The sequence below is a fragment of the Arenimonas soli genome, assembly GCF_014643775.1.
Classification (GTDB): Bacteria; Pseudomonadota; Gammaproteobacteria; order Xanthomonadales; family Xanthomonadaceae; genus Arenimonas; species Arenimonas soli.
Genome location: NZ_BMKC01000001.1, coordinates 771,134 through 795,391, shown reverse-complemented (window position 1 = coordinate 795,391; position 24,258 = coordinate 771,134). Strand labels below are relative to the sequence as shown.

The 24,258-nt window shown below is 70.8% G+C and carries 28 protein-coding genes; 10 read left to right on the top strand and 18 right to left on the bottom strand.

Annotated elements, in window-relative coordinates:
- Window positions 1-216: 216 nt before the first annotated feature.
- Together IEX13_RS03835 and IEX13_RS03830 are read left to right on the top strand one after the other, a co-directional pair.
- Window positions 217-747 carry a GNAT family N-acetyltransferase gene (locus IEX13_RS03835; RefSeq protein ID WP_188661487.1) on the top strand — a complete coding sequence of 177 codons (531 nt, stop codon included), beginning with the start codon at window positions 217-219 and terminating at the stop codon, window positions 745-747.
- 82 nt (window positions 748-829) lie between these two features.
- Window positions 830-1,981, top strand: coding sequence for a polyamine ABC transporter substrate-binding protein (locus tag IEX13_RS03830; RefSeq protein WP_188661486.1), 1,152 nt, complete (start codon window positions 830-832; stop codon window positions 1,979-1,981).
- A gap of 12 nt (window positions 1,982-1,993) precedes the next feature.
- Here the strand turns inward: IEX13_RS03830 and IEX13_RS03825 are convergent, their stop codons facing one another.
- Window positions 1,994-2,623, bottom strand: a complete 630-nt coding sequence (locus IEX13_RS03825) for a class I SAM-dependent methyltransferase (RefSeq protein ID WP_229668441.1) — start codon at window positions 2,621-2,623, stop codon at window positions 1,994-1,996.
- 90 nt (window positions 2,624-2,713) lie between these two features.
- On the opposite strand from IEX13_RS03825, the gene IEX13_RS03820 reads away from it, so the two are divergent.
- On the top strand, window positions 2,714-3,121 hold the full coding sequence (locus IEX13_RS03820; protein ID WP_188661482.1) for a DUF6491 family protein: 408 nt from the start codon (window positions 2,714-2,716) through the stop codon (window positions 3,119-3,121).
- Between the two features lie 38 nt (window positions 3,122-3,159).
- Here the strand turns inward: IEX13_RS03820 and rlmKL are convergent, their stop codons facing one another.
- Both rlmKL and IEX13_RS03810 read right to left on the bottom strand, forming a co-directional pair.
- Window positions 3,160-5,295: a bifunctional 23S rRNA (guanine(2069)-N(7))-methyltransferase RlmK/23S rRNA (guanine(2445)-N(2))-methyltransferase RlmL gene (gene rlmKL, locus IEX13_RS03815; RefSeq protein WP_188661480.1), complete on the bottom strand. Its 2,136-nt coding sequence runs from the start codon at window positions 5,293-5,295 to the stop codon at window positions 3,160-3,162.
- Window positions 5,292-5,813 carry an alpha/beta hydrolase gene (locus IEX13_RS03810; RefSeq protein ID WP_188661479.1) on the bottom strand — a complete coding sequence of 174 codons (522 nt, stop codon included), beginning with the start codon at window positions 5,811-5,813 and terminating at the stop codon, window positions 5,292-5,294. The genes rlmKL and IEX13_RS03810 overlap by 4 nt, the downstream gene beginning before the upstream one ends.
- Window positions 5,814-5,878: 65 nt before the next feature.
- Between IEX13_RS03810 and IEX13_RS03805 the strand changes: the two genes are divergently transcribed.
- From IEX13_RS03805 to IEX13_RS03790, 4 genes are read left to right on the top strand one after another with little or no spacing between them, the layout of a single operon-like run.
- On the top strand, window positions 5,879-6,454 hold the full coding sequence (locus tag IEX13_RS03805) for an N-acetylmuramoyl-L-alanine amidase (RefSeq protein ID WP_188661477.1): 576 nt from the start codon (window positions 5,879-5,881) through the stop codon (window positions 6,452-6,454).
- A 39-nt stretch (window positions 6,455-6,493) separates the two neighbouring features.
- A complete protein-coding gene (tesB, locus tag IEX13_RS03800) occupies window positions 6,494-7,375 on the top strand; it encodes an acyl-CoA thioesterase II (protein ID WP_188661475.1) in 882 nt (293 codons plus the stop codon).
- Window positions 7,375-7,773, top strand: a complete 399-nt coding sequence (locus IEX13_RS03795; RefSeq protein ID WP_188661474.1) for a pathogenicity-like protein — start codon at window positions 7,375-7,377, stop codon at window positions 7,771-7,773. The genes tesB and IEX13_RS03795 overlap by 1 nt, the downstream gene beginning before the upstream one ends.
- 60 nt (window positions 7,774-7,833) lie before the next feature.
- Complete coding sequence (locus IEX13_RS03790) at window positions 7,834-8,976, top strand: RNA polymerase sigma factor (protein WP_188661473.1); 1,143 nt, start codon at window positions 7,834-7,836, stop codon at window positions 8,974-8,976.
- Between the two features lie 9 nt (window positions 8,977-8,985).
- Here IEX13_RS03790 and IEX13_RS03785 read toward each other — a convergent pair whose 3' ends face one another.
- The 14 genes from IEX13_RS03785 to IEX13_RS03720 form a co-directional block, all read right to left on the bottom strand.
- On the bottom strand, window positions 8,986-9,345 hold the full coding sequence (locus IEX13_RS03785) for a PilZ domain-containing protein (RefSeq protein ID WP_188661472.1): 360 nt from the start codon (window positions 9,343-9,345) through the stop codon (window positions 8,986-8,988).
- Window positions 9,342-10,340 carry a DNA polymerase III subunit delta' gene (locus IEX13_RS03780; RefSeq protein WP_188661471.1) on the bottom strand — a complete coding sequence of 333 codons (999 nt, stop codon included), beginning with the start codon at window positions 10,338-10,340 and terminating at the stop codon, window positions 9,342-9,344. Before IEX13_RS03780 ends, IEX13_RS03785 begins: the two co-directional genes overlap by 4 nt.
- On the bottom strand, window positions 10,337-10,963 hold the full coding sequence (tmk, locus tag IEX13_RS03775) for a dTMP kinase (protein WP_188661470.1): 627 nt from the start codon (window positions 10,961-10,963) through the stop codon (window positions 10,337-10,339). The genes IEX13_RS03780 and tmk overlap by 4 nt, the downstream gene beginning before the upstream one ends.
- Window positions 10,963-11,994 carry an endolytic transglycosylase MltG gene (gene mltG / locus IEX13_RS03770; RefSeq protein WP_425488991.1) on the bottom strand — a complete coding sequence of 344 codons (1,032 nt, stop codon included), beginning with the start codon at window positions 11,992-11,994 and terminating at the stop codon, window positions 10,963-10,965. Before mltG ends, tmk begins: the two co-directional genes overlap by 1 nt.
- 12 nt (window positions 11,995-12,006) lie before the next feature.
- Window positions 12,007-12,819 carry an aminodeoxychorismate lyase gene (pabC, locus tag IEX13_RS03765; RefSeq protein ID WP_188661469.1) on the bottom strand — a complete coding sequence of 271 codons (813 nt, stop codon included), beginning with the start codon at window positions 12,817-12,819 and terminating at the stop codon, window positions 12,007-12,009.
- Window positions 12,816-14,156, bottom strand: a complete 1,341-nt coding sequence (locus IEX13_RS03760) for an aminodeoxychorismate synthase component I (RefSeq protein ID WP_188661468.1) — start codon at window positions 14,154-14,156, stop codon at window positions 12,816-12,818. Before IEX13_RS03760 ends, pabC begins: the two co-directional genes overlap by 4 nt.
- A gap of 23 nt (window positions 14,157-14,179) precedes the next feature.
- Window positions 14,180-15,418: a beta-ketoacyl-ACP synthase II gene (gene fabF, locus IEX13_RS03755; RefSeq protein ID WP_188661466.1), complete on the bottom strand. Its 1,239-nt coding sequence runs from the start codon at window positions 15,416-15,418 to the stop codon at window positions 14,180-14,182.
- 135 nt (window positions 15,419-15,553) lie between these two features.
- Entirely contained in the window at window positions 15,554-15,793 is a 240-nt protein-coding gene (acpP, locus tag IEX13_RS03750; RefSeq protein ID WP_034210536.1) for an acyl carrier protein, read from the bottom strand.
- A gap of 131 nt (window positions 15,794-15,924) precedes the next feature.
- Window positions 15,925-16,668, bottom strand: a complete 744-nt coding sequence (gene fabG, locus IEX13_RS03745; RefSeq protein ID WP_188661464.1) for a 3-oxoacyl-ACP reductase FabG — start codon at window positions 16,666-16,668, stop codon at window positions 15,925-15,927.
- Window positions 16,669-16,684: 16 nt separating this feature from the next.
- Window positions 16,685-17,626: an ACP S-malonyltransferase gene (gene fabD / locus IEX13_RS03740; RefSeq protein ID WP_188661462.1), complete on the bottom strand. Its 942-nt coding sequence runs from the start codon at window positions 17,624-17,626 to the stop codon at window positions 16,685-16,687.
- 73 nt (window positions 17,627-17,699) lie between these two features.
- A complete protein-coding gene (locus IEX13_RS03735; RefSeq protein ID WP_188661460.1) occupies window positions 17,700-18,419 on the bottom strand; it encodes a BUD32 family EKC/KEOPS complex subunit in 720 nt (239 codons plus the stop codon).
- Between the two features lie 2 nt (window positions 18,420-18,421).
- Window positions 18,422-19,396: a beta-ketoacyl-ACP synthase III gene (locus IEX13_RS03730; protein ID WP_425488990.1), complete on the bottom strand. Its 975-nt coding sequence runs from the start codon at window positions 19,394-19,396 to the stop codon at window positions 18,422-18,424.
- Window positions 19,397-19,502: 106 nt separating this feature from the next.
- The gene (gene rpmF, locus IEX13_RS03725) at window positions 19,503-19,697 is read right to left on the bottom strand and encodes a 50S ribosomal protein L32 (RefSeq protein ID WP_188661456.1); all 195 of its coding nucleotides are present in this window, start codon (window positions 19,695-19,697) and stop codon (window positions 19,503-19,505) included.
- Window positions 19,698-19,710: 13 nt separating this feature from the next.
- Window positions 19,711-20,223, bottom strand: coding sequence for a YceD family protein (locus IEX13_RS03720; RefSeq protein ID WP_188661454.1), 513 nt, complete (start codon window positions 20,221-20,223; stop codon window positions 19,711-19,713).
- Between the two features lie 117 nt (window positions 20,224-20,340).
- Between IEX13_RS03720 and IEX13_RS03715 the strand changes: the two genes are divergently transcribed.
- Entirely contained in the window at window positions 20,341-20,823 is a 483-nt protein-coding gene (locus IEX13_RS03715; RefSeq protein ID WP_188661452.1) for a hypothetical protein, read from the top strand.
- Window positions 20,820-21,398 carry a Maf family protein gene (locus tag IEX13_RS03710; protein ID WP_188661450.1) on the top strand — a complete coding sequence of 193 codons (579 nt, stop codon included), beginning with the start codon at window positions 20,820-20,822 and terminating at the stop codon, window positions 21,396-21,398. Before IEX13_RS03715 ends, IEX13_RS03710 begins: the two co-directional genes overlap by 4 nt.
- Here the strand turns inward: IEX13_RS03710 and IEX13_RS03705 are convergent.
- Window positions 21,342-23,252 carry a glycosyltransferase family 39 protein gene (locus IEX13_RS03705; protein WP_188661448.1) on the bottom strand — a complete coding sequence of 637 codons (1,911 nt, stop codon included), beginning with the start codon at window positions 23,250-23,252 and terminating at the stop codon, window positions 21,342-21,344. The two genes, IEX13_RS03710 and IEX13_RS03705, sit on opposite strands and share 57 nt — an antisense overlap.
- Window positions 23,253-23,302: 50 nt before the next feature.
- On the opposite strand from IEX13_RS03705, the gene IEX13_RS03700 reads away from it, so the two are divergent.
- Window positions 23,303-24,256: an AAA family ATPase gene (locus tag IEX13_RS03700; RefSeq protein ID WP_188661446.1), complete on the top strand. Its 954-nt coding sequence runs from the start codon at window positions 23,303-23,305 to the stop codon at window positions 24,254-24,256.
- The last annotated feature ends 2 nt before the right edge of the window (window positions 24,257-24,258 follow it).

The window sequence follows — 24,258 nt, the reverse complement described above, 5'->3', positions numbered from 1 at the left end:
GGGGCTGCCGGTGGCCGGCACGAGGTGCCGGCGCCGCAACGCTGGGTTTCCCGGACGTCGGGACGGCCGGAATCACCCCCGTCACGCGTTCTCATCCGGTAGCCCGCCGACGATAGCGCCACCCCCCAGACGATGGCCCTGCACGACATGCCCACCGCCCGAAGACGCCCGTCGCCCGGCCCCGCTCCGACCCAACCGGACCGGCTGCCGACCCTGGTGGCACCCCGCCTGCAGCTTCGCTGGATCGAGGCCCGTGACCTGGACGGGCTTTACGCCGTGTTTTCCGACCCGGACGTGATGCGCTACTGGAGCCACGTCGCCTGGCCGCACCGGGACGAAGCGGCCATCTATCTCGAGTCCATCCATCGGGGCTTCGAACAGGGCGACCTGTTCCAGTGGGGTATCGCCCTGCGCGGCGACGACCGCCTGATCGGCACCACCACCCTCTACGCCATCGACCACGCCCAGGGCCGGGCCGAGCTCGGCTTCGCGCTGGCGCGCGACCACTGGGGCCGGCGCTACGCCCGCGAGGCGCTGACGGTGCTGCTCGACCACGCCTTTGGTGGCCTCGGCCTGCGCCGCATCGAAGCCGACGTCGACCCGCGCAACCAGGGCTCGCTCAATACGCTCGAAGCCCTGGGATTCCGCCGCGAGGGCTACCTGCGGCAGCGCTGGCGGGTGGCCGGGGAACTCCAGGACAGCGTGCTGATGGGTTTGCTGGCCAGCGAATGGGCCGGCCCGGCCTGAGCCCACGCCGGCGCCGGCGGACGCATTGACAGCCACCGGGCCCGCCAGGACCATGAAGGCCCCGCTTCGCCCGGAGTCGAACATGTCGAGCCTGTCCCTGCGCCTGGGCCTGATGGCCTCCGCCCTGCTGCTGGCCGCCTGCAGCCCGTCCCAGGAATCCGGCGACGCCGGCGCCCCGGCCGGCACCCCCGAAACCGGCGGCGGCGACAGGTTGGTGTACGTCTACAACTGGTCGGACTACATCGCCGAGGACACGCTGGCCAACTTCGAGGCGCAGACCGGCATCCGCGTGGTCTACGACGTCTACGACAGCAACGAGATGCTGGAAACCAAGCTGATGGCCGGCTCGTCGGGCTATGACGTGGTGTTCCCATCGGCGCGGCCCTTTGCCCAGCGGCACATCCAGGCCGGTGTCTACGCGCCGCTGGACAAGGCCCGGCTGGGCAACCTGGGCAACCTCGACGCCGCCCTGCTGGCGGGCCTGCAGGACGTCGACCCGGGCAATGCCCACGCGCTTCCCTACATGTGGGGCACCACCGGCCTGGGCATCAACGTCGGCAAGGTGAAGGAGATCCTGGGCGAGGACGCGCCGCTGGATTCGTGGTCGCTGCTTTTCGACCCGGCCAATGCGGAAAAGCTCGCCGCCTGCGGCATCAGCGTGCTTGACGACGAGCAGGAAGCCTTCGCCGCCGCGCTGATCTGGAAGGGCCGCAACGCCAATGCCCTGGAAGGTGACGAAACCGGGGTCGTCAGCGAGGTTTATGCCGGCATCCGCCCGCACGTGCGCTACTTCAATTCCTCGCGTTACATCGACGACCTGGCCAACGGCGACCTGTGCCTGGCCATGGGCTATTCGGGCGACATCTTCCAGGCCCGCGACGGCGCGGTGGACGCGGAGAACGGCATCGAGATCGCCTACATCATCCCGAAGGAAGGCGCCGTGCGCTGGGTGGACATGATGGCCATCCCCAGGGACGCGCCGCACCCGGAAAACGCCCACGCCTTCATCAACTACCTGCTTGAGCCCGAGGTGGCGGCCGGCATCGTCGACTACGTGTCCTACGCCAGCCCCAACACCGCCGCCATGGCGCTGGTGGATCCGGAGATCGCCGGCGACCCGGGCGTTTACCCGCCGGCGGACGTCATGGCCAAACTGGTGGACCCGGTGACGCTGCCGGCCCAGACCACGCGCGAGCGCGTCCGGGCCTGGACGACGATCAAGACCGGCCAGTAGGGCCGGAAGCCTTCAGCGCATCGAACGGGGCGTGATGGCGCGAGACACGCGCCGCGTATAGACGTACACCGTCGCCGGCGGCACGTTCCACCAGGTGAAACTGCCGCGCCGGGCGGTGAGGTCGAGCGCTTCAAGCACCTCCTTGGCCACCGGATTGGCCGGGCCGTAGGTGAACTGCACGAAGCGTCCCTGCGGCTGCAGGCACTCGAAGGCCGACGACAGGATGGCCTGCTGGGTCGGGCGCGGCATCGACAGCAGGCCCAGGCCCGAGACGATGGCATCGGCCGGCGTTTCACCGTGGAATCCATGGGCGCGGGCAACGTCGGCCAGGTCGCGGGCGTCGGCGCAGGCCACGTGCACCTGCGGGAAATGCCGCTGCAGGTGCTGGTGGAGTTCTTCGTTGAGCTCGAGCACCAGCAGGTCGGCCGGGGCGATGCCCTGCCCGAGCAGGGCCCGGGTGAACACCCCGGTGCCGCCGCCCAGTTCGATAACCCGGCGCGAGCCGCGCGGCAGCTCGGACATCATCTGCCGGGCCAGCTGCTGGCTGGAGGGCGAGATGGCGGCGACGCCACGGGGGTTCTTCAGCCACTGGCGAAAGAAGGTCCAGGTCTGTGCCAGCGCGGAATGGGGATTACGATCCATCATCGAAGGATAATGCCGGCCCGGTCGTTTCGTGCAGGTTAAGTGATTCCCGACAACACTGGGGCATCGACCCCGATCGAGGCAACCGCCATGCGTCACGTCCTGTCCCTGCTGGCCCTGATTCCCCTCGCTGCCTGCACCGGCACCGGTACCGGCAGCGGACCGGCCCCGTCGCGGGCGGGCGTGGTGGCCCATCCCAGCGAATGCCTTGATCCGGACCGCGCGCGCGGCTGGACGCATATCGACGACAGCACCCTGCTGGTCGATGCCGGCAACCGCAAATACCGCGTGGTGCTGGCCGAATCGTGCTTTTCCCTGGGCACCTCGCCCGAGCTTCGCTTCGAAGGCGACAGCATCAACAACCGCGTCTGCGGCCACGTCGGCGAATACGTGGTCTCGGGACGCCAGCGCTGCCGGATCCAGCGCGTCGAGCGCCTGGACGATGCCGCCTACCTGGACGCCGTGCAGGCCGGCGACGGCCGGCGCGGCGACGACTGAGCCCGGGACCGGACCGCGCGCCGGCCTCAGGGCCGGCCTCAGGGCCGGCGCAGTTCCCAGCAGCGGTGGATGCGCGGGTTGCGCCCGAAGTCCGCCGCGATCGTCTCCGGGGTGATTTCCCTGGCCAGCGCGAACTCCGCCACCGCCGGTTCGTCTAGCCGGAAGCGGCGGTAGTTGTTCGAGAACAGCAGCACGCCGCCCGGCGCCAGCCGGGCCATGGCCGCGCGCAGCAGGCGCACGTGGTCGCGCTGGGTGTCGAAATCCTCGGCGCGCGCGGAGTTGGAAAACGTCGGCGGGTCGCAGAACACCAGGTCATACTGGCCGCGGTCGGCATCAAGCCAGGCCATGGCGTCGGCCTGCACCAGGCGATGCTGGCGGCCGGTGGCGCCGTTGAGCGCCAGGTTGGCGGCGGCCCATTCCAGGTAGGTGCCCGACAGGTCCACGCTGGTGGTTTCCGCCGCCCCGCCCACCGCCGCCTGCACGCTGGCGGCGCCGGTGTAGCAGAACAGGTTGAGGAATCGTTTGCCTCCGGCCTCGGCGGCGATGCGCCGGCGGATCGGGCGGTGGTCCAGGAACAGGCCGGTGTCGAGGTAGTCGAACAGGTTCACCCGCAGGCGGGCGCCACCCTCGCGCACGACGAAGGTTTCGCCGCGGCGGTCCATGTTGCCGTACTTGCTGCCGCCCTTGCCGCGCGCACGCGTCTTGATCGACACCTGCGCCGGCGGCACGGCGAAGGTGTCGCGCACCGCGTCGAGCAGTTCGCCGAAGCGGCGCCGGGCGTCGGCCTCGGGAATGCTGCGCGGCGCTTCGTATTCCTGCACGTGCACGAACAGCCGCGCCTCGCCGCCGTCTTCGTTGTAGACGTCCACGGCCGCGGAATATTCGGGCAGGTCGGCGTCATAGGCGCGGAAGCAGGACACGCCCTCGCGTTCGCGCCAGGACCTGAGGTGCTTGAGGTTCTTGCGCAGGCGGTTGGCCACCATCTGCGCGCCCTCGCCCAGCGGCCTGGCCTCGCGCGGCGCGCGCTCGGGCGGCCGCACCGGGTCGCACAGCAGCAGCGTGCATTCGAGCGCACCGTTGAAGAAGGCATACCGTTTGCTGGCGCGCAGGCCGGTGGCCTGGGCAAGTTCCTGCGACCCGCACAGCAGTACCGCGCGCCAGTCCGGCACCGCCGAACGCAGCGCGTCGCCCAGGGCCCGGTACAGCGCCGGGTCGGCGGCAAGCCGGGCGTCGTAGGGCGGGTTGCACACGACCAGGCCACGCGCCGCCCCGGGTGCGGCCAGCGCGGTGATGTCGCGGCGTTCAAGCGAAATCCACTCGGCGACGCCGGCGCGGTCGGCATTGGCCACCGCCGACTGCAGCGCGCGCGGGTCGAGGTCGGCGCCGAAGAACACCTGGCGCAGGGCCGCCCGGCCCGCTTCGGCGCGCTGCCGGGCCTGGGTTTCAATCCGCGACCACAGCGCTTCGTCGAACTGTTTCCAGCGCGTGGGCAGCGTGCCGGCAAGCCGGCGCAGGCCGGGCGCTTCGTCGGCGGCCATCAGCACGCCTTCGATCAGCAGCGTGCCGCTGCCGCACATCGGGTCGAGCAGGGCGCCGCCTTCGGCGTAGATTTTCGGCCAGCCGCCGCGGACCAGCATGCCGGCGGCGAGGTTTTCCTTCAGCGGGGCCTCGCCCTGCGACTGGCGCCAGCCGCGGCGGTGCAGCGGACCGCCGCCCAGGTCGATCGAGACGATGCCGCGGCCCTTGCGCACCACCAGGCTGACGCGCAGGTCGGGGCTTTCGGTGTCCACCGAAGGGCGCACGCCGTGGGCGGCGCGCATGCGGTCGACGATGGCGTCCTTGGTGCGCTGGGCGGCGTAGCGTTCGTGCGTGAGCGCCGGGCCGGACACGTGCGCGTCCACCGCCAGCGTGCCTTCCGCGTCCAGGTGCGCAGGCCAGTCGATGGCGTGCACGCCCTGGTAGAGGTCGTTTTCGTTGGCGCAGTCGAACTCGGCCAGCGGCCAATGCACGCGGCTGGCCAGGCGCGAGAACATGACCGCGCGGTAGGCGACCTCGGGCTCGCCTTCGAAGTTGGCGCCGGCCAGCGCGGCGCTGGCGCGGGTCGCGCCCAGGGCCAGCAGTTCGTCGGCCAGCAGGTATTCCAGACCCTTGGCGCAGGCGGCGAAGAACTTCATGGGGACAGCATCTGCAGGAAGCGGCCGAATTCTTCGGCGCAGTACTCGACGTGCGCGGCCAGGCGGTGGCTGTCGGGCACCAGCACCAGCGGGTCGAGCCGGCGCTGGGCCCAGCGGGCCACGTCCATGGCCGGGATCAGCTCGTCTTCCCAGCCGTGGATGATGCGGGTCGGCACCATGGCGGCCTTGAGCTGGCGGGGTTCGACTTCCAGCGCCACCGGCGGCGCCATCAGGAACAGGCCCCCGACCGGCACTTCGCGCGAAACGTGCGCGGAAATGTAGGCGCCCATGCTCGAACCCGCCAGCACCAGCGGCCGGCGGCTCGCCAGGTGGGCGCGTTCGGCCAGGCGGCGGATGCGGCCCTGTACGTCGCCCAGGGGACCCAGGACGTCGAGGTCGCGGTAGTCGGGGCGTTCATGGGTCCAGCCCAGCTCGCCGGCGACCCGCGCCAGGGCAGCGGCCTTGCTGGCCCCGGGGCCGCTTTCGAGACCGTGCGAGATGATGGCGTGGCCGGTCATGGCGCGAGGTCGGCGGGAAACGGCATGGGGGACTCCGGAAACGGCCGCGATGTTAGCATGCGGGCATGACCCCGGACCTGCCGCCAGAGCCCGTCTTCACCCCCTGGCCCCTGCCCTACGAAGAGCGTCTGCAGACCCGGCCCCGCGCCAGCATCGACCTGGTGGTGATCCACTGCACCGAGCTGCCCGACCTCGCCAGCGCCCGCGAGTTCGGTGAACGCACGCTCTACGACAGCGGCACCGGCAACAGCGGCCACTACTACATCGACCGCGACGGCAGCATCCACGTCTTCGTTTCGCCCGACCGCATCGCCCACCACACGCGCAGCTACAACGAACGATCGGTGGGCATCGAACTGGTCAACCGCGGCCGCTATCCGGACTGGCTCGATTCACGCCGGCAGACCATGGAAGAGCCCTACACCGAGGAACAGGTCGCCGCCCTGCTGGGCCTGCTGGCCTGGCTGCGCCGGGAAATCCCCTCGCTGGAATTCATCGCCGGCCACGAGGACCTGGACCTGACCCGGGTGCCCGCCAGCGACAACCTGCACCAGCAGGTCTTCCGAAAGCGTGACCCGGGGCCACGCTTCCCCTGGTCGAAGGTGCTCGACGCGGTGCCGCTCGAACGCATCCGGCCCTAGGCGGCCGGGTATAATCGGCGGCCGAACCCCGGAGTCACCATGACCGCTTCCGTCGCCGCCGAACTGGTGGACCTGCTGCGCCTCGAGCGCCTTGAAGACAACCTGTTCCGCGGCCAGAGCCGCGACATCGGCACCAAGTACGTCTTCGGCGGCCAGGTGCTGGGCCAGGCCCTGTCGGCCGCCCAGCAAACGCTGGCCGGCGATCGCCACGTGCATTCGATCCATGCCTACTTCCTGCGCGCCGGCGACGTCGAGAATCCCATCGTCTACGACGTCGACCGCACCCGCGACGGCAACAGCTTCTCGGTGCGCCGCGTCACCGCCATCCAGCACGGCAAGCCGATCTTCGTGTTCGCCGCGTCCTTCCAGGAAGACGAGCCCGGCAACGAACACCAGCTGGCCATGCCGACGGTGCCGCCACCCGAAGACATCGAGCCGGTCCCCGCCCCCACCGCCGAACAGCTGGCGCAGCTGCCGGCCAAGGCGCAGCGCTGGCTGTCGCGCATGGGGCCCTTCGAAATCCGCCCGGTGTACCCGCGCGACGAGGTCAAGCCGCCCAAGCGGCCGCCCTACCAGCAGGTCTGGTTCCGGCTGACCGGCGAAGTGGGCGATTCACGCGTGCTGCACCAGGCCCTGCTGGCCTACGCCTCGGATTTCCACCTGCTGGGCACCGCCACCTTCCCGCATGGCATCAGCTACTACCAGCCGAACGTGCAAATGGCCTCGCTCGACCATGCCATGTGGTTCCACCGTCCCTTCCGCGCCGACGACTGGCTGCTGTATTCCCTCGACAGCCCCAGCGCCCAGGGCGCCCGCGGCCTGGCCCGCGGCCAGATCTACGCGCGCGACGGCCGCCTGGTGGCGTCCACCGCCCAGGAAGGCCTGATCCGCGTGCTTCCCGAAGCATGGAGCCCCAACTGATGCGCCAGGTATTCACTTCCGTGCGGCTGGAAAACGTCGAGGCCGTCGAGCGCATGCTCAACGAGGCCGGCATCCAGACCAAGGTCAATGGCGGCCGCACCTGGAAGGGCAACAGCCGCCGCGAATTCAGCTACTCGAACAAGAACCACGACCCCAGCCAGCAGCCGTCGGTGTGGGTGGTCCGCCCGGACGACTTCAAGAAGGCGCGCGAAATCCTGCACGATGCCGGCCTGCTCGAAACCACCAGCCAGGCCGGCGGCTACGTGCCCGCGCCGCTGCAGTTCCGCGGCGCCGCGGCCAACGACCCCGGCCGCAAGGTGTCCAAGCTGCGCATCGTGCTGCTGGTGGCCGTCCTGCTCACCGGCGTGGTGATGACGGCCAGGACCTTCCTGGCCTGATTCCGGTCACACCCTTCCCGCGCGCGGCGTCCCGGGTTCGAACACAAGCCGGAGTACGCCATGAGCACCGACCTCGTCGAAAGCCTGATCCACGCCCAGCTGCCGGCCGCCGCCCGCGGCGACCGGGAAGCCTATGGCCGCATCGTCGCCGGCTGCCAGGGCACCGTGGCCTCGATCGCCCTGGCGATCGTCCGGGACGTGCCGGCCAGCGAAGACGTGGCCCAGGAAGCCTTCCTGTCGGCCTGGCAGAACCTTCGAAAACTGCAGAACCCCGACAGCTTCCTGCCCTGGCTGCGCCAGATCACCCGCAACCTGGCCCGCGACCACCTGCGTGCGCAGGCCCGGCGGCGTGAGCCCGGCGGTGACGTCGAGGCGCTGCTGGCCCAGGTCGCCGACCCGCATCCGCAGCCCTGCGAACAGGCCGCCGAGCACGAGGAACACGACATCGCCGCGGCCGTGATCGACAGCCTGCCCGAGGAGAGCCGCGAAGTACTGCTGCTGTATTACCGCGAAGGCCAGAATTCGCGCCAGGTCGCCGGCCTGCTGGGCCTGCAGGACGCCGCCGTGCGCAAGCGCCTGCAGCGAGCACGCGACCGGGTGCGCGGCGAACTGCTGGAACGCCTGGGCACGTTCGCCCGCGGCACGGCGCCGGGCCTGGCCTTCACCGCCGCCGTGGCGACGGCGCTCACGATCGCCGCGCCGCCGGCCGCCGCGGCCACCGCCCTGGGCGCCGGCGCGCTCGGTGGCGCCAAGGGCCTGTCCAAGCTGGGCCTGGGCGCGTTCGGGGCGGCGGCGCTGGGCATCATCGGTGGCCTGATGGGGCTGTGGTTCGGCGTGCGCCGCTACCTGCGCGAGCCTTTCGACGAGCGCGAGCGCCGCGGCGTCTTGCTCTACGTGGCCGTGGGCACGGTGCTGGTGGTCGGTTTCAGCGTCGGCATCAACCTGCTGGCGAAGGTGCCCGGCTGGGTGCCACACCTGGCCCTGTCGCTGGCCTTCATGGCCGGCATCACCCTGCTTTGCGCGGTGTGGCTGCCGCGGGTGCTGGCCCCACGTCGGGCGCGCGAACGTGAACTCGACCCGGTGGGCGCCGCGAAACGGCAGGCGCGCGAACGCCGCAACGGCCGCGTCGGCGCCATCGCGGGCCTGCTGCTGGGTTCGGCGGGTCTGGTGCTGGGGCTGTGGCTCAGCGGCCGGATGGGCTGAGCCCGGCGCCTACATCGTGTGCGTGGGCTTGTCGGCTTCCAGCGTGCCGGCCAGGAAGGTTTCGATCTTGCCCTTCACTGCTTCGGCTTCGGCGGTGTCGGCGAACTGCACGCCGATGCCGGCGCCGCGGTTGCCCTGTGCACCCGCCGGCGTGAGCCAGACGACCTTGCCGGCCACCGGCAGGCGGTCCTTCTCTTCCATCAGCGACAGCAGGATGAACACCTCGTCGCCCAGGGAATAGCGCTTGGTGGTGGGCACGAAGATGCCGCCGCCCTTCACGAAGGGCATGTAGGCGTTGTAGAGCGCCGCCTTGTCCTTGATGGCCAGGGACAGGATGCCCTGCCTCGCGCCCGCGCCGCCTCCGATCATCGTCGTGCTCCCGTCCTTGCCGTGTCCTTGAACATGCTACGCCATTCGAGCAGCAGCCCGGCCAATGCCAGGTCGTGGCGCAGGGCCGGCAGGCTCAGCTGGTTGCGCAGCCGGTTGGCGGCATCGAACCATGCCGAGAGCTTCTGGAAATCGTCGGGCAGGGTCAAGCCCGGTGCCGGCGCCGCCGCCAGGCGGTGCGAAAGCCCGTCGAGCACGGCTTCGGCGGCGAAGCGCAGGCGCAGCGGCGCCAGTTCGTCACCCAGCCACGCGCCTGCCAGTTCGACCGGGGCCCGCCGGCCCTCGGCCACGGCGCCCAGCTCCTTCATCACGTCGCCGCGCAGCGCCAGGTGGCCGCCGTCGAGCCAGTCCGCGGCCAGGCCCGGGTGGCCGCGGGCGGCGTCCAGGGCCCGCTGGCGCGCCTGCGGGCCGTGGCCCTTCGCGGCAAGCCAGGCCTCGGCCTCGTCGCGCGGCGGCAGCCGGAACTCCAGGCGCTGGCAGCGGCTGCGGATGGTCGCCGGCAACCGGCCGGGCTGGTCGGTCACCAGCAGCAGGTAACGCCCGGGCGCCGGCTCTTCCAGGGTCTTGAGCAGGGCGTTGGCGGCGGCGGTGTTGAGCGCGTGCGCTGGTTCGACCAACGCGACCTGGGCGCCGCCCAGCTGCGGCGTCAGCGCGAACCAGTGGCCGAGGGCCCGCATCTGGTCGACCACGATCTCGCTGCGCAGCTTGTCGCCCTTGTCGTTGGGAATGAAACTGACGTGCTTGAAGTCGGCGTGGGTGCCGGCCTCGAACTGGCGGCAGCCGCGGCAGGCGCCGCAGGCCTGGCCGTCCGCGCCGGGCGTGGCGCACAGCAGGCGGCGCGACAGCCGCAGCGCGACCTCGCGCTTGCCCATCAGCGCCGGTCCCATCAGCAGCAGGGCGTGGCCCAGGCGGCCTTCCGCCAGCGCGGCGATGGCCTGGTGGTACGGCCGCTGCTGCCAGGGCGCGAGTTCGCTCACGGTGCCCGCCCCAGCCAGGTGCGCAGGGCGGCGACGGCGGCGTCACGCACGGCGTCGGCGGACTGGCTGGCGTCGATCACCCGGAAGCGCTCCGGTTCGGCGGCGGCGCGGGCCAGGTAGGTACGGCGCACGCGTTCGAAAAAATCCTCGCGTTCCGATTCGATGCGGTCCGGCTCGCCGCCGCGCGAACGGGCGCGTTCCAGGCCTTGGGCGACGCCGACATCGAGCAGGAAGGTGAGGTCCGGCCGCAGGCCGGCGGCCCAGCGTTCGAGTTCGGCGATGTGGCCGGCATCCAGCCCGCGGCCACCGCCCTGGTAGGCGAAACTGGCGTCGGTGAACCGGTCGGCCAGCACCGCGGCGCCGCGTCCGAGCGCGGGCCGGATGACCCGGCGCACCAGCTGGGCACGCGCCGCGAACATCAGCAGCAGTTCGGCTTCCGGCACCAGATCGCGGCCGGGGGCCAGCAACAGTTCGCGGATGGCTTCGCCCTCGGGCGTGCCGCCGGGTTCCCGGGTGCAGACCACCTCGCGCCCGCCTTCGGCCAGCACCTCGCGAAGCGCCGCGAGCACGGTGGACTTACCGGCGCCCTCGCCGCCCTCGAGGCTGATGAACAGGCCGGGCATCAGCGGCACCGCTTGAGCTGGTGGCAGGCCACCGCGCGGTTGTGTTCGGCCAGCGTGGACGAAAACACGTGGCTGCCGTCGCCGCGCGAGACGAAGTACAGCGTATTGCCGGGCAGCGGGTTCGCGGCCGCTTCCAGCGCGGCGCGGCCGGGCATGGCGATCGGCGTCGGCGGCAGGCCGCCGCGGGTGTAGGTGTTGTAGGGCGTGTCGGTGGTCAGGTCGCGGCGGCGGATGTTGCCGTCGTAGGCGCTGCCCATGCCGTAGATGACGGTCGGGTCGGTCTGCAGGCGCATGCCCAGCCTGAGGCGGCGCACGAACACACCGGCGATCTCGGGCCGTTCCGAGGCCTTGCCGGTTTCCTTTTCGATGATCGAGGCCAGCGTGAGCAGCTGGTCCGGCGTTTCCAGCGGCAGGTCGTCCAGACGGCTTTCCCAGGCTTCGGCCAGGGCCTTGTCCATGGCCAGCAGCGCGCGCCGCAGCAGGTCGAGGTCGCTCATGCCACGGGTGTAGTGGTAGGTCTCGGGCAGGAAACGCCCCTCCGGATGCACGCCCTCGCGGCCCAGGGCCGCCATCAGCGCCGCGTCGTCGGTGTCGGCCAGGGTCTGGCGGATGCGTTCGTCACGGGCCAGCGCCGCGCGCAGTTCGCGCAGGCTCCAGCCCTCGACGACGGTGAAACGGTAGTGGATGACGTCGCCGCGTTCGAGCTTGCGCAGCAGTTCGGCCGGCGTGATGCCGTGGCGGATGGTGTAGTCGCCCACCTGCAGGCGCGAGACCACCTTCATTTCGTGGGCCAGCGCCTTCCATTCCAGGTCGTGGCCTTCATCCACGCCCAGGTCGCGGAGCTTGTCGAGGATGTCCTGGAAACCATCGCCCGATTCGACCACCAGGATGCGCTCGGACTGGGCCAGGGCGATCGGCGTATTGGCGAAACCCTCGTAGCGCTGCCAGAACCAACCGCCCAGGGCGACCGCGACCAGCAGGGTAAGCGCCACCAGGGCCTTGAGCAGTTTGTGCGACGAAGACTTCGGCAAGGGGGGCTCCGGTCAGGCGGCCGACAGTTCGCGGCCCAGGTCCCGGCGCAGGGTTTCGGTCGCCGGGTGCGATGGCCAGCAAATATCGTCGAGCTGGCCGACCGGCAGGATACCGCGCACGGCATTGCACAGGAAAAGCGCTTCGGCCGAAGCCAGGTCGTCCGGCCGCAGCGTGGCCTGGGCGGCGTCGGCTGCGTTGGCCAGCACCCAGGCCCGGGCCAGGCCGGCCACGCCGCCGTCGGCCAGTGCGGGCGTCAGCCAGCGGCCATCGATGCGCGCGAACAGGTTGGCCGACGTCGCGCAGGCCACATGGCCGCGGGCGTCGAGCATCAGGCCGTCGTGGATGCCTGGGTCCTGCCACTCGGCGCGGGCCAGCACCTGGTCGAGCCGGTTGAGGTGTTTGATGCCGGCCAGCGCCGGCTGCAGCGACAAACGCGTCCTGCACCAGCGCAGGTGCAGCGCTGCAGGCGTCGGCGGCAGGGCATGCAGGGACAGCAGCAGGGCGGGTTCGGGCGCGGCGGGCGGCGCGTAACCGCGGCCACCGGCGCCGCGGGTCAGCACCAGCTTCAGCACCGCCTGTTCCGGTGCGCCTTCAAGCAACGCCCTGGCCTGTGCCTGCAGCCAGCCGGCCTCGGGCGCCGGGAAACCCAGCACGCGGGCGCCCAGGGCGAGGCGCGCGAGGTGCGCGTCCCACCAGGGAACGTGCCCGTCGGCGACCCGCATGGTTTCGAACAGGCCGTCGCCGTAGGCGAGGCCCCGGTCGGCGGGGTCCAGCGCCGGCACGCGCTCGCGACCGCGGAACAGGCGGGTGGCGAGCGCGCTCACCCGGCGGCTCCCAGCGCGCGCAGCAGGCCCCGGGCCTTGGCGCGGGTTTCCTCGAGTTCGTGGTCCGCGTCGGAATCCACGACGATGCCGGCGCCGGTGCGGAACTGCAGCTGGTCGCCGTCCAGCCAGGCGCTTCGGATCAGGATGTTCAGGTCCATGTCGCCATCATGGCCCAGGTAGCCGAAGGCACCGGTATAGGCGCCCCGCCCTTCGCCTTCGAGCTCGGCGATGATTTCCATGCAGCGCACCTTGGGCGCGCCGGTGATGGTGCCGCCGGGGAAGACGGCGCGCACGATCGCGCCGGGCGTGGCGTCATCGCGCAGCCTGCCGGTGACGTTGGAGACGATGTGATGCACGTGGGCGTAACTTTCCACGCCCATCAGCTCGTCCACGCGCACGCTGCCGGGCTCGCAGACGCGGCCCAGGTCGTTGCGCTCGAGGTCGATCAGCATCACGTGTTCGGCGCGTTCCTTGGGGTTGCCGACCAGGTCGCGGATGCGGGCCTGGTCGTCGTCGCCCGGGAAACGCGGCCGGGTGCCGGCGATCGGGCGGGTGTCGACGCGGCGGCCACGCACCGACACCAGGCGTTCGGGCGACGAGCTCAGCAGCGCCGCGCCGCCGAATCGCATCAGCCCGGCGAAAGGCGCCGGGTTGTTTTCGCGCAGGCGGGCGTAAACCGCGGCCGGGTCCGGCGCCTTGTCGAAACGCGCGCGCCATGCGCGCGACAGGTTCACCTGGAAAACGTCGCCGGCGCGCAGGTAGTCGTGGATGCGGGCGACCCCGTCGGTGAATCGGCCGGGCCGGTCTTCTTCGAGCACGGGCGGCGCGAATCCGCCGGCTTCCGGTGCCATCGCCGCGCCGGCCAGGTCATCGAGCCAGTGCGCCGACCCGGCTTCGGCGACAGCCAGGCACTGGCCGCTGTCGCGGTCGCGCAGCACGGCGGCCGGGCAGTGCCAGGCGACCGCCACCGGCAGCGGGCCCGGCGCCAGCGGCAGCCGAAGCCGCGCTTCCACCTGCGCCGCCAATTCGTAGGCCAGGAACAGGGCCCAGCCGCCCTGGAACGGGATGTCGTCGTCCACCCGGGGCTGCCGCGCCGCCGACCAGCGCGCGTCGAGTTCGCGCAGGAAATCCAGGCCGACCACGGCGCCATCGGACAGCGAACGCACCTGGCCGTCGACGTCCAGGCGCAGCCCTTCGCCGTTCGTGGCCAGCAGCAGGTCCCAGCGGGAGAGCGCGTTGCCACCCGCCACGCTTTCAAGCAGCAGCGGGAAGCGGGCCGGGTCGGCCGCCTGCAGGCGCAGCAGGTCGGTGCCCGGCGGCAGCGCGAGGGTGTTCATCGCTCAGGCCGGGCCTGCCGGGTTCAGAGCCGCTTGAACACCAGGCTGCCGTTGGTGCCGCCGAAGCCGAAACCATTCGACACGGCCACGTCCACCTGCCTCTGGCGCGCGGTGTTGGGCACGTAGTCGAGGTCGCAGCCTTCGCCGGGCTCGTCGAGGTTGATGGTCGGCGGGATGACGCCGGTGTGCAGCGCCATCACCGTGAACACCGCCTCGACGCCGCCGGCGGCGCCAAGCAGGTGGCCGGTCATGGACTTGGTGGAGCTGACCATGGTCTGGAAGGCGTGGTCGCCCAGCGCACTCTTGATCGCCAGGGTTTCGCCCAGGTCGCCCAGCGGGGTGGAGGTGCCGTGGGCGTTGAGGTAACCGACCTGTTCGGCATTGACGCCGGCGTCCTTCAGGGCGGCGCGCATGCAGCGTGCGGCGCCGTCGCCCGATTCGCTGGGCGCGGTCATGTGGAAGGCGTCGGAGGTGGCGCCGAAGCCGGCGAGCTCGCAGTAGATGCGGGCGCCGCGGGCCTTGGCGTGTTCGTATTCCTCGAGGATGAGGATGCCGGCGCCGTCGCCGAGCACGAAACCGTCGCGGTCCTTGTCCCACGGACGGGAAGCGCGGGTCGGGTCGTCGTTGCGGGTGGACATGGCCTTCATCGAACAGAAGCCGCCCACCGAAGTCGGCGTGCAGCCGTGTTCGGCGCCGCCGGCGACCATGATGTCGGCATCGCCGTACTGGATCATGCGCATGGCCATGCCGATCGAATGGTTGGCCGTGGCGCAGGCCGAGACCGCCGAGAAGTTGGGGCCCTTGATGCCCTTGAGGATCGTCAGCTGGCCCGGAAGCATGTTGATGATGGTGCTGGGCACGTAGAACGGCGAAATCTTGCGCGGGCCGCCCTCGTGCAGGGCGATGGCGGTGTCTTCGATGCCACGCACGCCGCCGATACCCGAACCGACCAGGACCCCGATGCGTTCGGCGTTTTCGTCGGTGATCTCCAGGCCGGCGTCGTCGAGCGCCTGGAAGCTGGCGGCCAGGCCGTAGTGGATGAAGGTGTCCATCTTCTTGACGTCCTTCGGCGGCAGGAAGGACCTGGCGTCGAAGTCGCGCACCTCGCCGGCGATGCGGGTGGCATAGGCCGAGGCATCGAAGTGGGTGATCTGGCCGATGCCGCTGCGGCCGGCCTCGATGCTTTCCCAGGCCGCGGCCAGGGTGTTGCCGATGGGCGAGACGATGCCCATGCCGGTGACGACGACGCGACGATGACTCATGGCGAAACTCCGCGATGGATTCAGGGTGCGCGGCCAGGCCGCGCGTGCGCCGGCGATCATGCCGACATTTGGACCGGATGCCGCAAACGCGCAGGGCCGCGCAAGCGCGGCCCCGGCGTAACTTCCGTCAGGCGATCAGGCCTTGACGTGGGCCTTGATGTAATCAATGGCCTGCTGGACCGAGGTGATCTTCTCAGCCTCTTCGTCCGGGATCTCGCACTCGAACTCTTCCTCGAGGGCCATGACCAGCTCGACGGTGTCCAGCGAGTCGGCGCCGAGGTCGTCCACGAACGAGGCGTTCACGGTGACTTCTTCTTCCTTCACGCCCAACTGCTCGATGACGATTTTCTTGACGCGTTCTTCGATGCTGCTCATGGATCTGTCTCCTCCCGGAGGGATGTTTGCGGGCGCATTGTAATCAAATGCCGGCCGCGGCGGGCGCCGGTCGCGCCGCGGCCTGGGATCGGGTAGCGGGATTCTAACGCAAATCCAGCCGCCACAAGGGCTTAGGGCATGTACATGCCGCCGTTTACATGCAGGGTTTCGCCGGTGATGTAGGCCGCGGCCGGGCTGGCGAGGAAGCCAACCGCCCGGGCGATGTCGGTCGGCTCACCCAGGCGGCCCAGGGCGATCTGGCCCACCAGCGCCTCGCGCGAGGCCTCCGGCAGGTCCTTGGTCATGTCGGTCTGGATGAATCCGGGCGCCACGACATTCACCGTGACGCCGCGGCTGCCGATTTCCTTGGCCAGCGATTTGCTGAAGGCGATGATGCCGGCCTTGGCCGCCGCGTAGTTGGCCTGGCCGGCATTGCCGGTGACGCCGATGACCGAGGCGATGTTGATGATCCGGCCCTTGCGGGCCTTCATCATGCCGCGCATGACCGCCTTGGACGTGCGGAACACCGAGCTGAGGTTGGTGTCGAGGATGGCTTGCCAGTCCTCGTCCTTCATGCGCATCAGCAGGTTGTCGCGGGTGATGCCGGCGTTGTTGACCAGGATGGAGATGGCGCCGAAGGACTTGGCGATCTCATCGAGCACGGCTTCGACGTCGGCGCTGCTGGAAACGTCGAGCCTGCGCCCCGCCCCGCCCGACGCGGCCAGGCGCTCGCCGATCGCGGCCGCGCCGGCGTCGCTGGTCGCGGTGCCGATGACGGTGGCGCCCATGGCGGCCAGTTCGTCGGCGATCGCCGCGCCAATGCCCCGGCTTGCACCCGTCACCAGCGCGATCTCACCCTTCAGGACTTCAGACATCTGCAGTTCTCCAGAATCAGCTTTTCCAATCCGACAGGGCCGCGTCGAAGTCGGCGGGGGTGCCGAGGGCGCGGGCGTCGAGGGTTTTGTCGATGCGCTTGGCCAGGCCGGTGAGCACCTTGCCGGGGCCGCATTCGGCGATCCGGGTGGCGCCCTTCGCGGCCAGGGCCTGCACGCACTCGGTCCAGCGCACCGGCAGGTAGAGCTGGCGCACCAGCGCGTCGCGGATGGCCTGCACGCCTTCGTGCACTTCGCCGTCCACGTTCTGCACCACCGGCAGCTGCGGCTCGCGCCAGTCCATGCCGGCCATGACCTCGGAAAGGCGGTTCGCCGCCTCGCGCATCAGCGGCGTGTGCGAAGGCACCGACACCGCCAGCTTCACCAGCTTGCGCACGCCGCGCGCCTGCAGCTCCGCGATGGCGCGGTCCACCGCGGCGGCGTGGCCACCGATGACCACCTGGCCCGGTGAGTTGAAGTTCGCCGGCACCACGATGTCGTCGCCGGAAACGGCGGTGCAGACTTCCGCAACCAGTTCGTCTTCGGTGCCCAGCACCGCGGCCATGGCGCCGGTGCCTGCGGGCACCGACTGCTGCATCAGCCGGCCGCGCTCGCGCACCAGGCGCGCGGCGTCGGCAAGCGCCAGCGAACCGGCGGCGACCAGCGCCGCGTATTCACCCAGGCTGTGGCCGGCCAGCAGCTGCGGCCGGGCGCCGCCGCGCGCGCACCAGGCGCGCCAGGTGGCCACGCCGGCGGCAAGCAGGGCCGGTTGGGTGAACTCGGTCTGGTTGAGCCGGTCCTCGGGACCCTGCTGCGACAGCGCCCACAGGTCCACGCCGGCGCCTTCCGAGGCTTCGTCGAAAGCGGCGCGCGCCTCGGGGTGGGCGGCGGCGAGTTCGGCCAGCATGCCCAGCGACTGGGAACCCTGGCCGGGAAACACGAAAGCGATGGTCTGGCTCATCGGCGGTCCGGTGTGCGTAATCGGAGAATGATAAGCGAGGCAGCCGCAAAAACGTCTGTACCGCCGCGTAGGGTCAGGCGGTGGCGCGCGCCAGGCTGGCCAGGGCTTCGGCGACGTCGCGCGAGCGCCGGCCGAAAGGTTTGGCCAGGGGCGCCAGCCAGGCGAGCCTCGACGCCGTGCGCGCGACCTCACGGCGCACCTCGGGGGCTTCGCGCGCCAGGTGGGCCTGCAGCAGGCGGGCGTGTTCGCCCGGCTGGCCGGAAAGGAAACGCGCGGTCGAGTGTGCGTAGAACAACACGTCGCGCGCCTGCGCCGCCGGCAGCGACATCATCGTGCAGGGATCTTCCTCGAGGTCGATGAATCCGATCCGGCCGTCGCGCAGGGTCATGTTGCGGGCGAAGGCCTGGCTCAGGTAGCCGCCGCTTGCATGCAGGGACGCCAGTGCGTCCAGGCCAAGCTGCACGAGCTCGCGACGTTTGCCGGCGTCGGCCTCGGCGCGGCAGGCCACGGCCAGGGTCGGCCCCAGGTCACCGAGCAGGAGTTCGCGATCTGCAACGGCCAGCAAGGGCGGCACGTGGGCGCCCAGCGCGGCGAGGCGGTTGATCATCGCCTGCTCGGTACGGCAGGCCAGTTCGGGCGACAGCGGCATGGGCGCCAGCAGCGCGTTCGCACCCAGGCGTCGCGCCACCCAGCGCAGCGCGGCGACGCGGCGGCGACGGCCGCCCTCGGCATAGGTCTTGCGCCAGGCGACCTGGCCCTGCCAGCTTTCGCGCTGGACGCGCGTGGCCGCCATGGTCAGTAGCGGATGAGCGCCGAGCCCCAGGTGAAGCCACCACCGAAGGCCTCGAGCAGCAGCAGCTGGCCCCGCTGCACCTTGCCCGAGCGCACGGCTTCGTCCAGCGCCAGCGGCACCGAGCCCGAGGACGTGTTGCCGTGCTTGTGCACGGTGACGATGACCCGGTCCATCGGCATTTCCAGCCGCTTGGCGGTGGCCTCGATGATGCGCAGGTTGGCCTGGTGCGGGATCAGCCAGTCCAGGTCGGACTTGTCCAGGCCATTGGCGGCGAGGGTTTCATCAACCACCGCGTCCAGGGCCTTGACGGCATGCTTGAAGACCTCGTTGCCGGTCATCAGCACGCGCACGCCGGCGTTCTTCTCTTCGGGCTTGAAGCCGACGGACACGCCAACGGGGTTGTACAGCAGGTTCTTCTTGCCACCGTCGGCATGCAGGTGGGTCGAGAGGATGCCGGCCTCGGCATCGGCCTTGAGCACCACCGCGCCGGCGCCGTCGCCGAACAGCACGCAGGTGTTGCGGTCGGACCAGTCGAGCATGCGGGTCAGGGTTTCGGCGCCGATCACCAGCACGGTGCGGGCATTGCCCGAGCGCACAAAGGCATCGGCGACGCTGAGCGCGTAGATGAAGCCCGAGCAGGCGGCGTTGACGTCGAACGCGGCGCAGCCGTTGGCGCCCAGGCGGTGCTGCACCAGGCAGGCCGTGGACGGGAAGATCAGGTCGGGCGTGGTGGTGCCCAGGATGATCATGTCCAGCTGGTCGGCGGTGACGCCGGCCGCTTCCATGGCCGCACGCGCGGCGCGCTCGGCGAGGTCGGCGGTGGTTTCACCCTCGGCCACGACGTGGCGCTGGCGGATACCGGTGCGCGACGCGATCCACTCGTCGGTGGTTTCGACGAACTGTTCGAGGTCCTTGTTGGTCAGGACCTTTTCGGGCAGGGCGCTGCCCGTCCCTGCAATACGCGAGAACACGGCCATGGTCACTTCCTCTGCCAACCGTCAGAAACACACGCGGCGGGCCTGGCCCGCCGCGCAAGGCTCACGTGGGGCCACTCCCTGCGACGGCAGGGCGCAGCCAACGGCCTCAGTCTTCCTCGACCACCGAGGTCTTGGTGGCGATGACCTTGCGACCGCGGTAGTAGCCGTCCTTGGTCACGTGGTGACGCAGGTGGGTCTCGCCCGTGGTCGGGTCGGTGGCCAGCTGCTTGGCGGTGAGGGAGTCGTGCGCGCGGCGCTGGCCGCGGCGGGACGGGGAAACACGGGACTTCTGGACGGCCATGGCTTGTCTCCAACTACTTCTTCTGTTCCTTCAACGCGGCGAGCGCGGCGAAAGGGTTTGGTTTCTCATCCTCTTCGGCTTCATCGGGCCAGTTGGCCTCGATTTCCGCAGAATCGGGGTCGATCGGTACCACCGGCACGGCAAGGATGAGTTCGTCCTCGACCAGGCCGGCAGGGTTGAGCTCGCCACTGGCGTCGAGCAGGAGGGGTTCGACGCCCTCCGGCAAGGCTGCTTCCTGCGACTCGTCGGTGATCAGGCCCAGGCGCTGGTCTATGCGCACCGGATGCAGGAACCTTTCGAGCGTACGCTGGCACAGCAGCGGCAATTCGGCCTCGGCACGCACTTCGACGTAGCGCATTCCCAACGCGTCCACGCCGAATTCGACCTCGAACCGGCAATCTCCCTCGGCATCCGCCAGCACCGGCCGCAGCCGGGGCATCCCGGAAAGCGGCAGGCGGCCATCGAACAGCCGTTTGGCCGCAACCATGCGCCAGGCATCAAGCACAGGGGGCAAGGGAGCGGACATAAGCGCGGGATTTTAGGCTCCGCTGCTACCGATGTCAAACCCAAGTGGTTGCAGCGACAGGGGTTTGCCGCCCGCCGCGGGGCTGGTGCAGACTGCCCCCAGCCAACGGAAAACCGCATGGATACCCTCATAACCCTCGGGCTGGCCTGCCTGGCCCTGGCCGTCGCCTTGCTCTGGTGGATCCTGCGCGGGCGGCGACGGGACCGCAGCCTGGTGCGCCTGCTCGACCTCGCCGACGAAATGGAAGGCCTGCTCGACCGCAGCCAGGTGCACATGCAGTCCCTGCAGGCCGTGGTCGGGCGGGTGCCGGCCGACATGGCGGCCGTGGCCCAGGCCTCGCTGGGAAGCGCCCTGCCCGTGCGCGAAGCCAAACGCGACCTGCTCCAGCACCGCCTGTGGATCAAACACCACGGCCAGGAGGCCCGCCAGGCCGAACTCGACGCTGCCTGCGCCGCCCTGGACCGGGCCCGCGAACGCCTGGCCAGCGGCCTGGCGGAGCTTGAACGCGCCGGCGCCGAACTGGCCAAGGCCACCGAAGCCAGCGAGCGCGCCGCCGAACGCGAGCCGCCCACCCTGCGCCGGCCAGCATCGAAGCCGTGACGCCCCTCGTCCTGGCCTCTACTTCGCGCTACCGGCGCGAACTGCTCGAACGCCTCGCCCTGCCCTTCAGCGTCGAGCGCCCGCACGTGGACGAAAGCCCGCTGCCGGGCGAAAGCCCGCTGGCCCTGGCCCGCCGACTGGCCGAAGCCAAGGCCCGCGCGGTGGCGGCGGCCCATCCCGGGGCCTGGGTCATCGGATCGGACCAGGTCGCCGAACGCGACGGCCAGCCGGTCGGCAAACCCGGCGACGACGCCGCGGCGGTGGCCCAGCTGCTGGCCGCCTCGGGCCGGGAGCAGCACTTCCACACCGCTTTTTGCCTGTTCCGGCAAGCCGATGGGGGGCTGTTCGCGGGCGAAGACCTCACCGTGGTCCGATTCCGCGACCTGGACCCCGACGAAGTCGCGCGCTACGTGGCCGCCGAGCAGCCGCTGGACTGCGCCGGCAGCTTCAAGTGCGAAGGCTTGGGCATCTGCCTGTTCGAAGCGATCCAGACCCAGGACCCCACGGCCCTGGTCGGCCTACCGCTGATCAGCCTCTCGGCCGCCCTGCGCCGCGCCGGCTTCCGATTGCCCTGACGGGCGCCACCGCACCGGCTGCGCCGGCCAGTCCTCGACCCCGCCATCGGCGGTGTACAGCCGCAGCGCCAGCCAGGCCCGGCCCGCGGGCACGCCGGGGACAGCAGGCATCGCGAAGCGAAAGCCGAACCGGTCGCCGTCGTCCGGGCCCAGCCCCCAGTAAGCCGCCACGTCCGGTCGCGGCAAGTCGGGCTCCAGCCCCGCCACGACCTCTCCGCCGAGCCGCAGCTCGACCCGGGTGATGCCACTGCCCGACGCTAGCGCCCAGCCGCGGACCTCGTCGCCCGGCGCCAGGGTATCGCCGCGTGCCGGCGTCTCGAGCCAGGCCAGCGCGGGCAACCTGCACCCGCCCGCCGGCCCCGTCGCGACGGCCTCCCCGAGCACGAAACGCAGGAAGCGCTTGCGGCCGTGGTCCACGTTCAGCACGCGGGGCACCGGCAGGCGGCCGACGCGGTCGCACAGTTCCCGGTAACCCGCCAGCCGCTGGCGCAGCGGCCGCGCCGTGTCCTCGAGCACCAGCAGGACCGGCCGACCCGCCCAGTCCTGCGCGCCATCGTCGAGCAGGCCCCAGGTCGCAAGCTGCACCTCCCGGCCGTGCTTTTGGTTGATCGGATGCGGCAGCACACGCACGTCGTCGCGCCCCAGCGCCAGCCGCAGCTGCGCGGCCAGCATGAAGTTGTCGGCCACCAGCAGCGTGTCGTCCGGCATGGCGCGCAGATCGTCGCGCACCGCCGTCGCGACTTCCGACCAGCCGCTGAAGTTGTCGGCGTATGCCGGGCCCGCAGCCAGCGAACTGCGTCCTTGTGCACTGGCAAGCAGGGCCAGGTAGGCCAGCATCGCCGCCAGACCCAGCCCCGCGGTGGCGTGCAGCAGGCGGCGCGCCCGGGACGGCCAGCGCGCCAGCACCGGCGGCGCCACGCAGCACAGCGCCAGCCAGCCCGCCAGCGGCCAGTGGAAGGTCACGCGTTCGGCGTCGGTGAAAAATCCGAAGACGAAATAGCCGGGCACCGCCACCAGGCCCAGGCCCAGCATGAAAGCCCAGGCCGGTTCGCTGTCGCGCCGGCGACGCCAGCACTCAAGCAAGGACCGGCCCAGCAGCCAGGCCAGCAGGGGCGTCAGCAGCAGCCCCTGCACCAGTGGCCACCACAGGCCTCGCCACTGCGGCTGCCAGGGATGGCGGTCGACGAACTGGAAGCCCAGGCCGGCGCCCGCGTGCGACAGGTTCCAGGCAAGCACCGGCGCCCAGGCCAGCGCCCCGATCGCCAGCGCAAGCCATAGTCCCGGATGTCGCAGCAGGGCGCGACCCGCGGGCGTGCAGGCCAGGCCAGCGGCACCGGCCAGCACCACCAGGGCGAAACGGTAGTGCGCAAACGCACCCATCGCCAGGGCAAGCGCCAGCTGCACGAGGCCCCAGACCGTGACCCGGCGCATCAGCGACGCGAACGCATCCAGGCACAGCAGCGCCGCCACCAGCATCGGCACGTCCGGCAAGGCCAGCAGGCCCATCAGCCCACCCAGCGGCATCAGCAGCGCCAGCAGGCCCGCCTGCCAGCCGGCCTCGGCGCCGAACCAGCGCCGCGTGATGCGCACGACCAGCCAGGGCAGGGCCGCGCCAAGCAGCACGAACGGCAGGCGCAGCGCGAACACGCCCGGCCCGCCGACTTGCGCGCCGAGCCACGCGATCCAGGCGGTCAGCCCGGGCAGGTCGGAATAGACCCAGGCCGGGTGCCGCGCTTCCCAGGCATAAAAGGCTTCGTCGCCGAATGGCTGCAGCGTGGCCGCCAGCACCAGCTTCGCCAGCAGCAACAAAGCCCACAGCACAAGGAACTTCACGCGTTTCGAACTGGTCCGCATGCCAGCATCCACAAGGTATCCTTCCTTCAACTCAACGCCGGGACGCACGCATGCACGCGCAGGCCAAAGACGCCGACATCCTACCCGAGCGCACCCGCCAGGCCCTCGACGACGCCCTGGCCCAGGTCAACCAGCTGGTGCTGGGCAAACCCCGCGAAGTGCGGCTGGCGTTCACCACCTTGCTTGCCGGTGGCCACCTGCTCATCGAAGACCTGCCGGGGCTGGGCAAGACCACCCTGGCGCGGGCCATGGCCGCGACCCTGGGCCTGGAATTCCAGCGCATGCAGTTCACCTCCGACCTGCTGCCCTCGGACATCATCGGCGTGTCCATCTACGACCAGGCGGCGCGCGAGTTCCGGTTCCACCCCGGCCCCGTGTTCACCCAGCTGCTGCTGGCCGATGAAATCAACCGCGCGCCGCCGCGCACCCAGAGCGCCCTGCTCGAAGCCATGGCCGAACACCAGGTGACGCTCGACGGCACCACGCATTCGCTGTCGCAGCCGTTTTTCGTCATCGCCACGCAAAACCCGGTGGACCTGGCCGGCACCTTCCCGCTGCCCGATTCCCAGATGGACCGCTTCCTGCTGCGCCTGCACCTGGGCTATCCCGATGCCGGCGCCGAACGCGAGATGCTGGCCGGCGCCGACCGCCGCGACCTCATCGCCCACTCGATGCCGCGCCTGTCCGCCGACGAGGTGCTTGCCCTGCGCACCGCGGTGGGCAACGTGCATGCCAGTGACGCCCTGGTGGCCTACGTGCAGGCGCTGCTACAGGAAAGCCGCCGGCACCCGGGCGTGCAGGTCGGGCTTTCGCCGCGCGCGGGCCTGGGCCTGCTGCGCGGCGCCCGCGCCCTGGCCCTGCTTGACGGTCGCGACCACGCGCTTCCCGAAGACGTGCAGGCCCTGTTCGCCGCTGTTTCAGCGCACCGGCTGGTGCCCGAATCGGAAGCCGAGGGCCGCGATTCGCTCGCCCACGGCATCCTTCGCGCGGTGGCCGTGGACTGAGC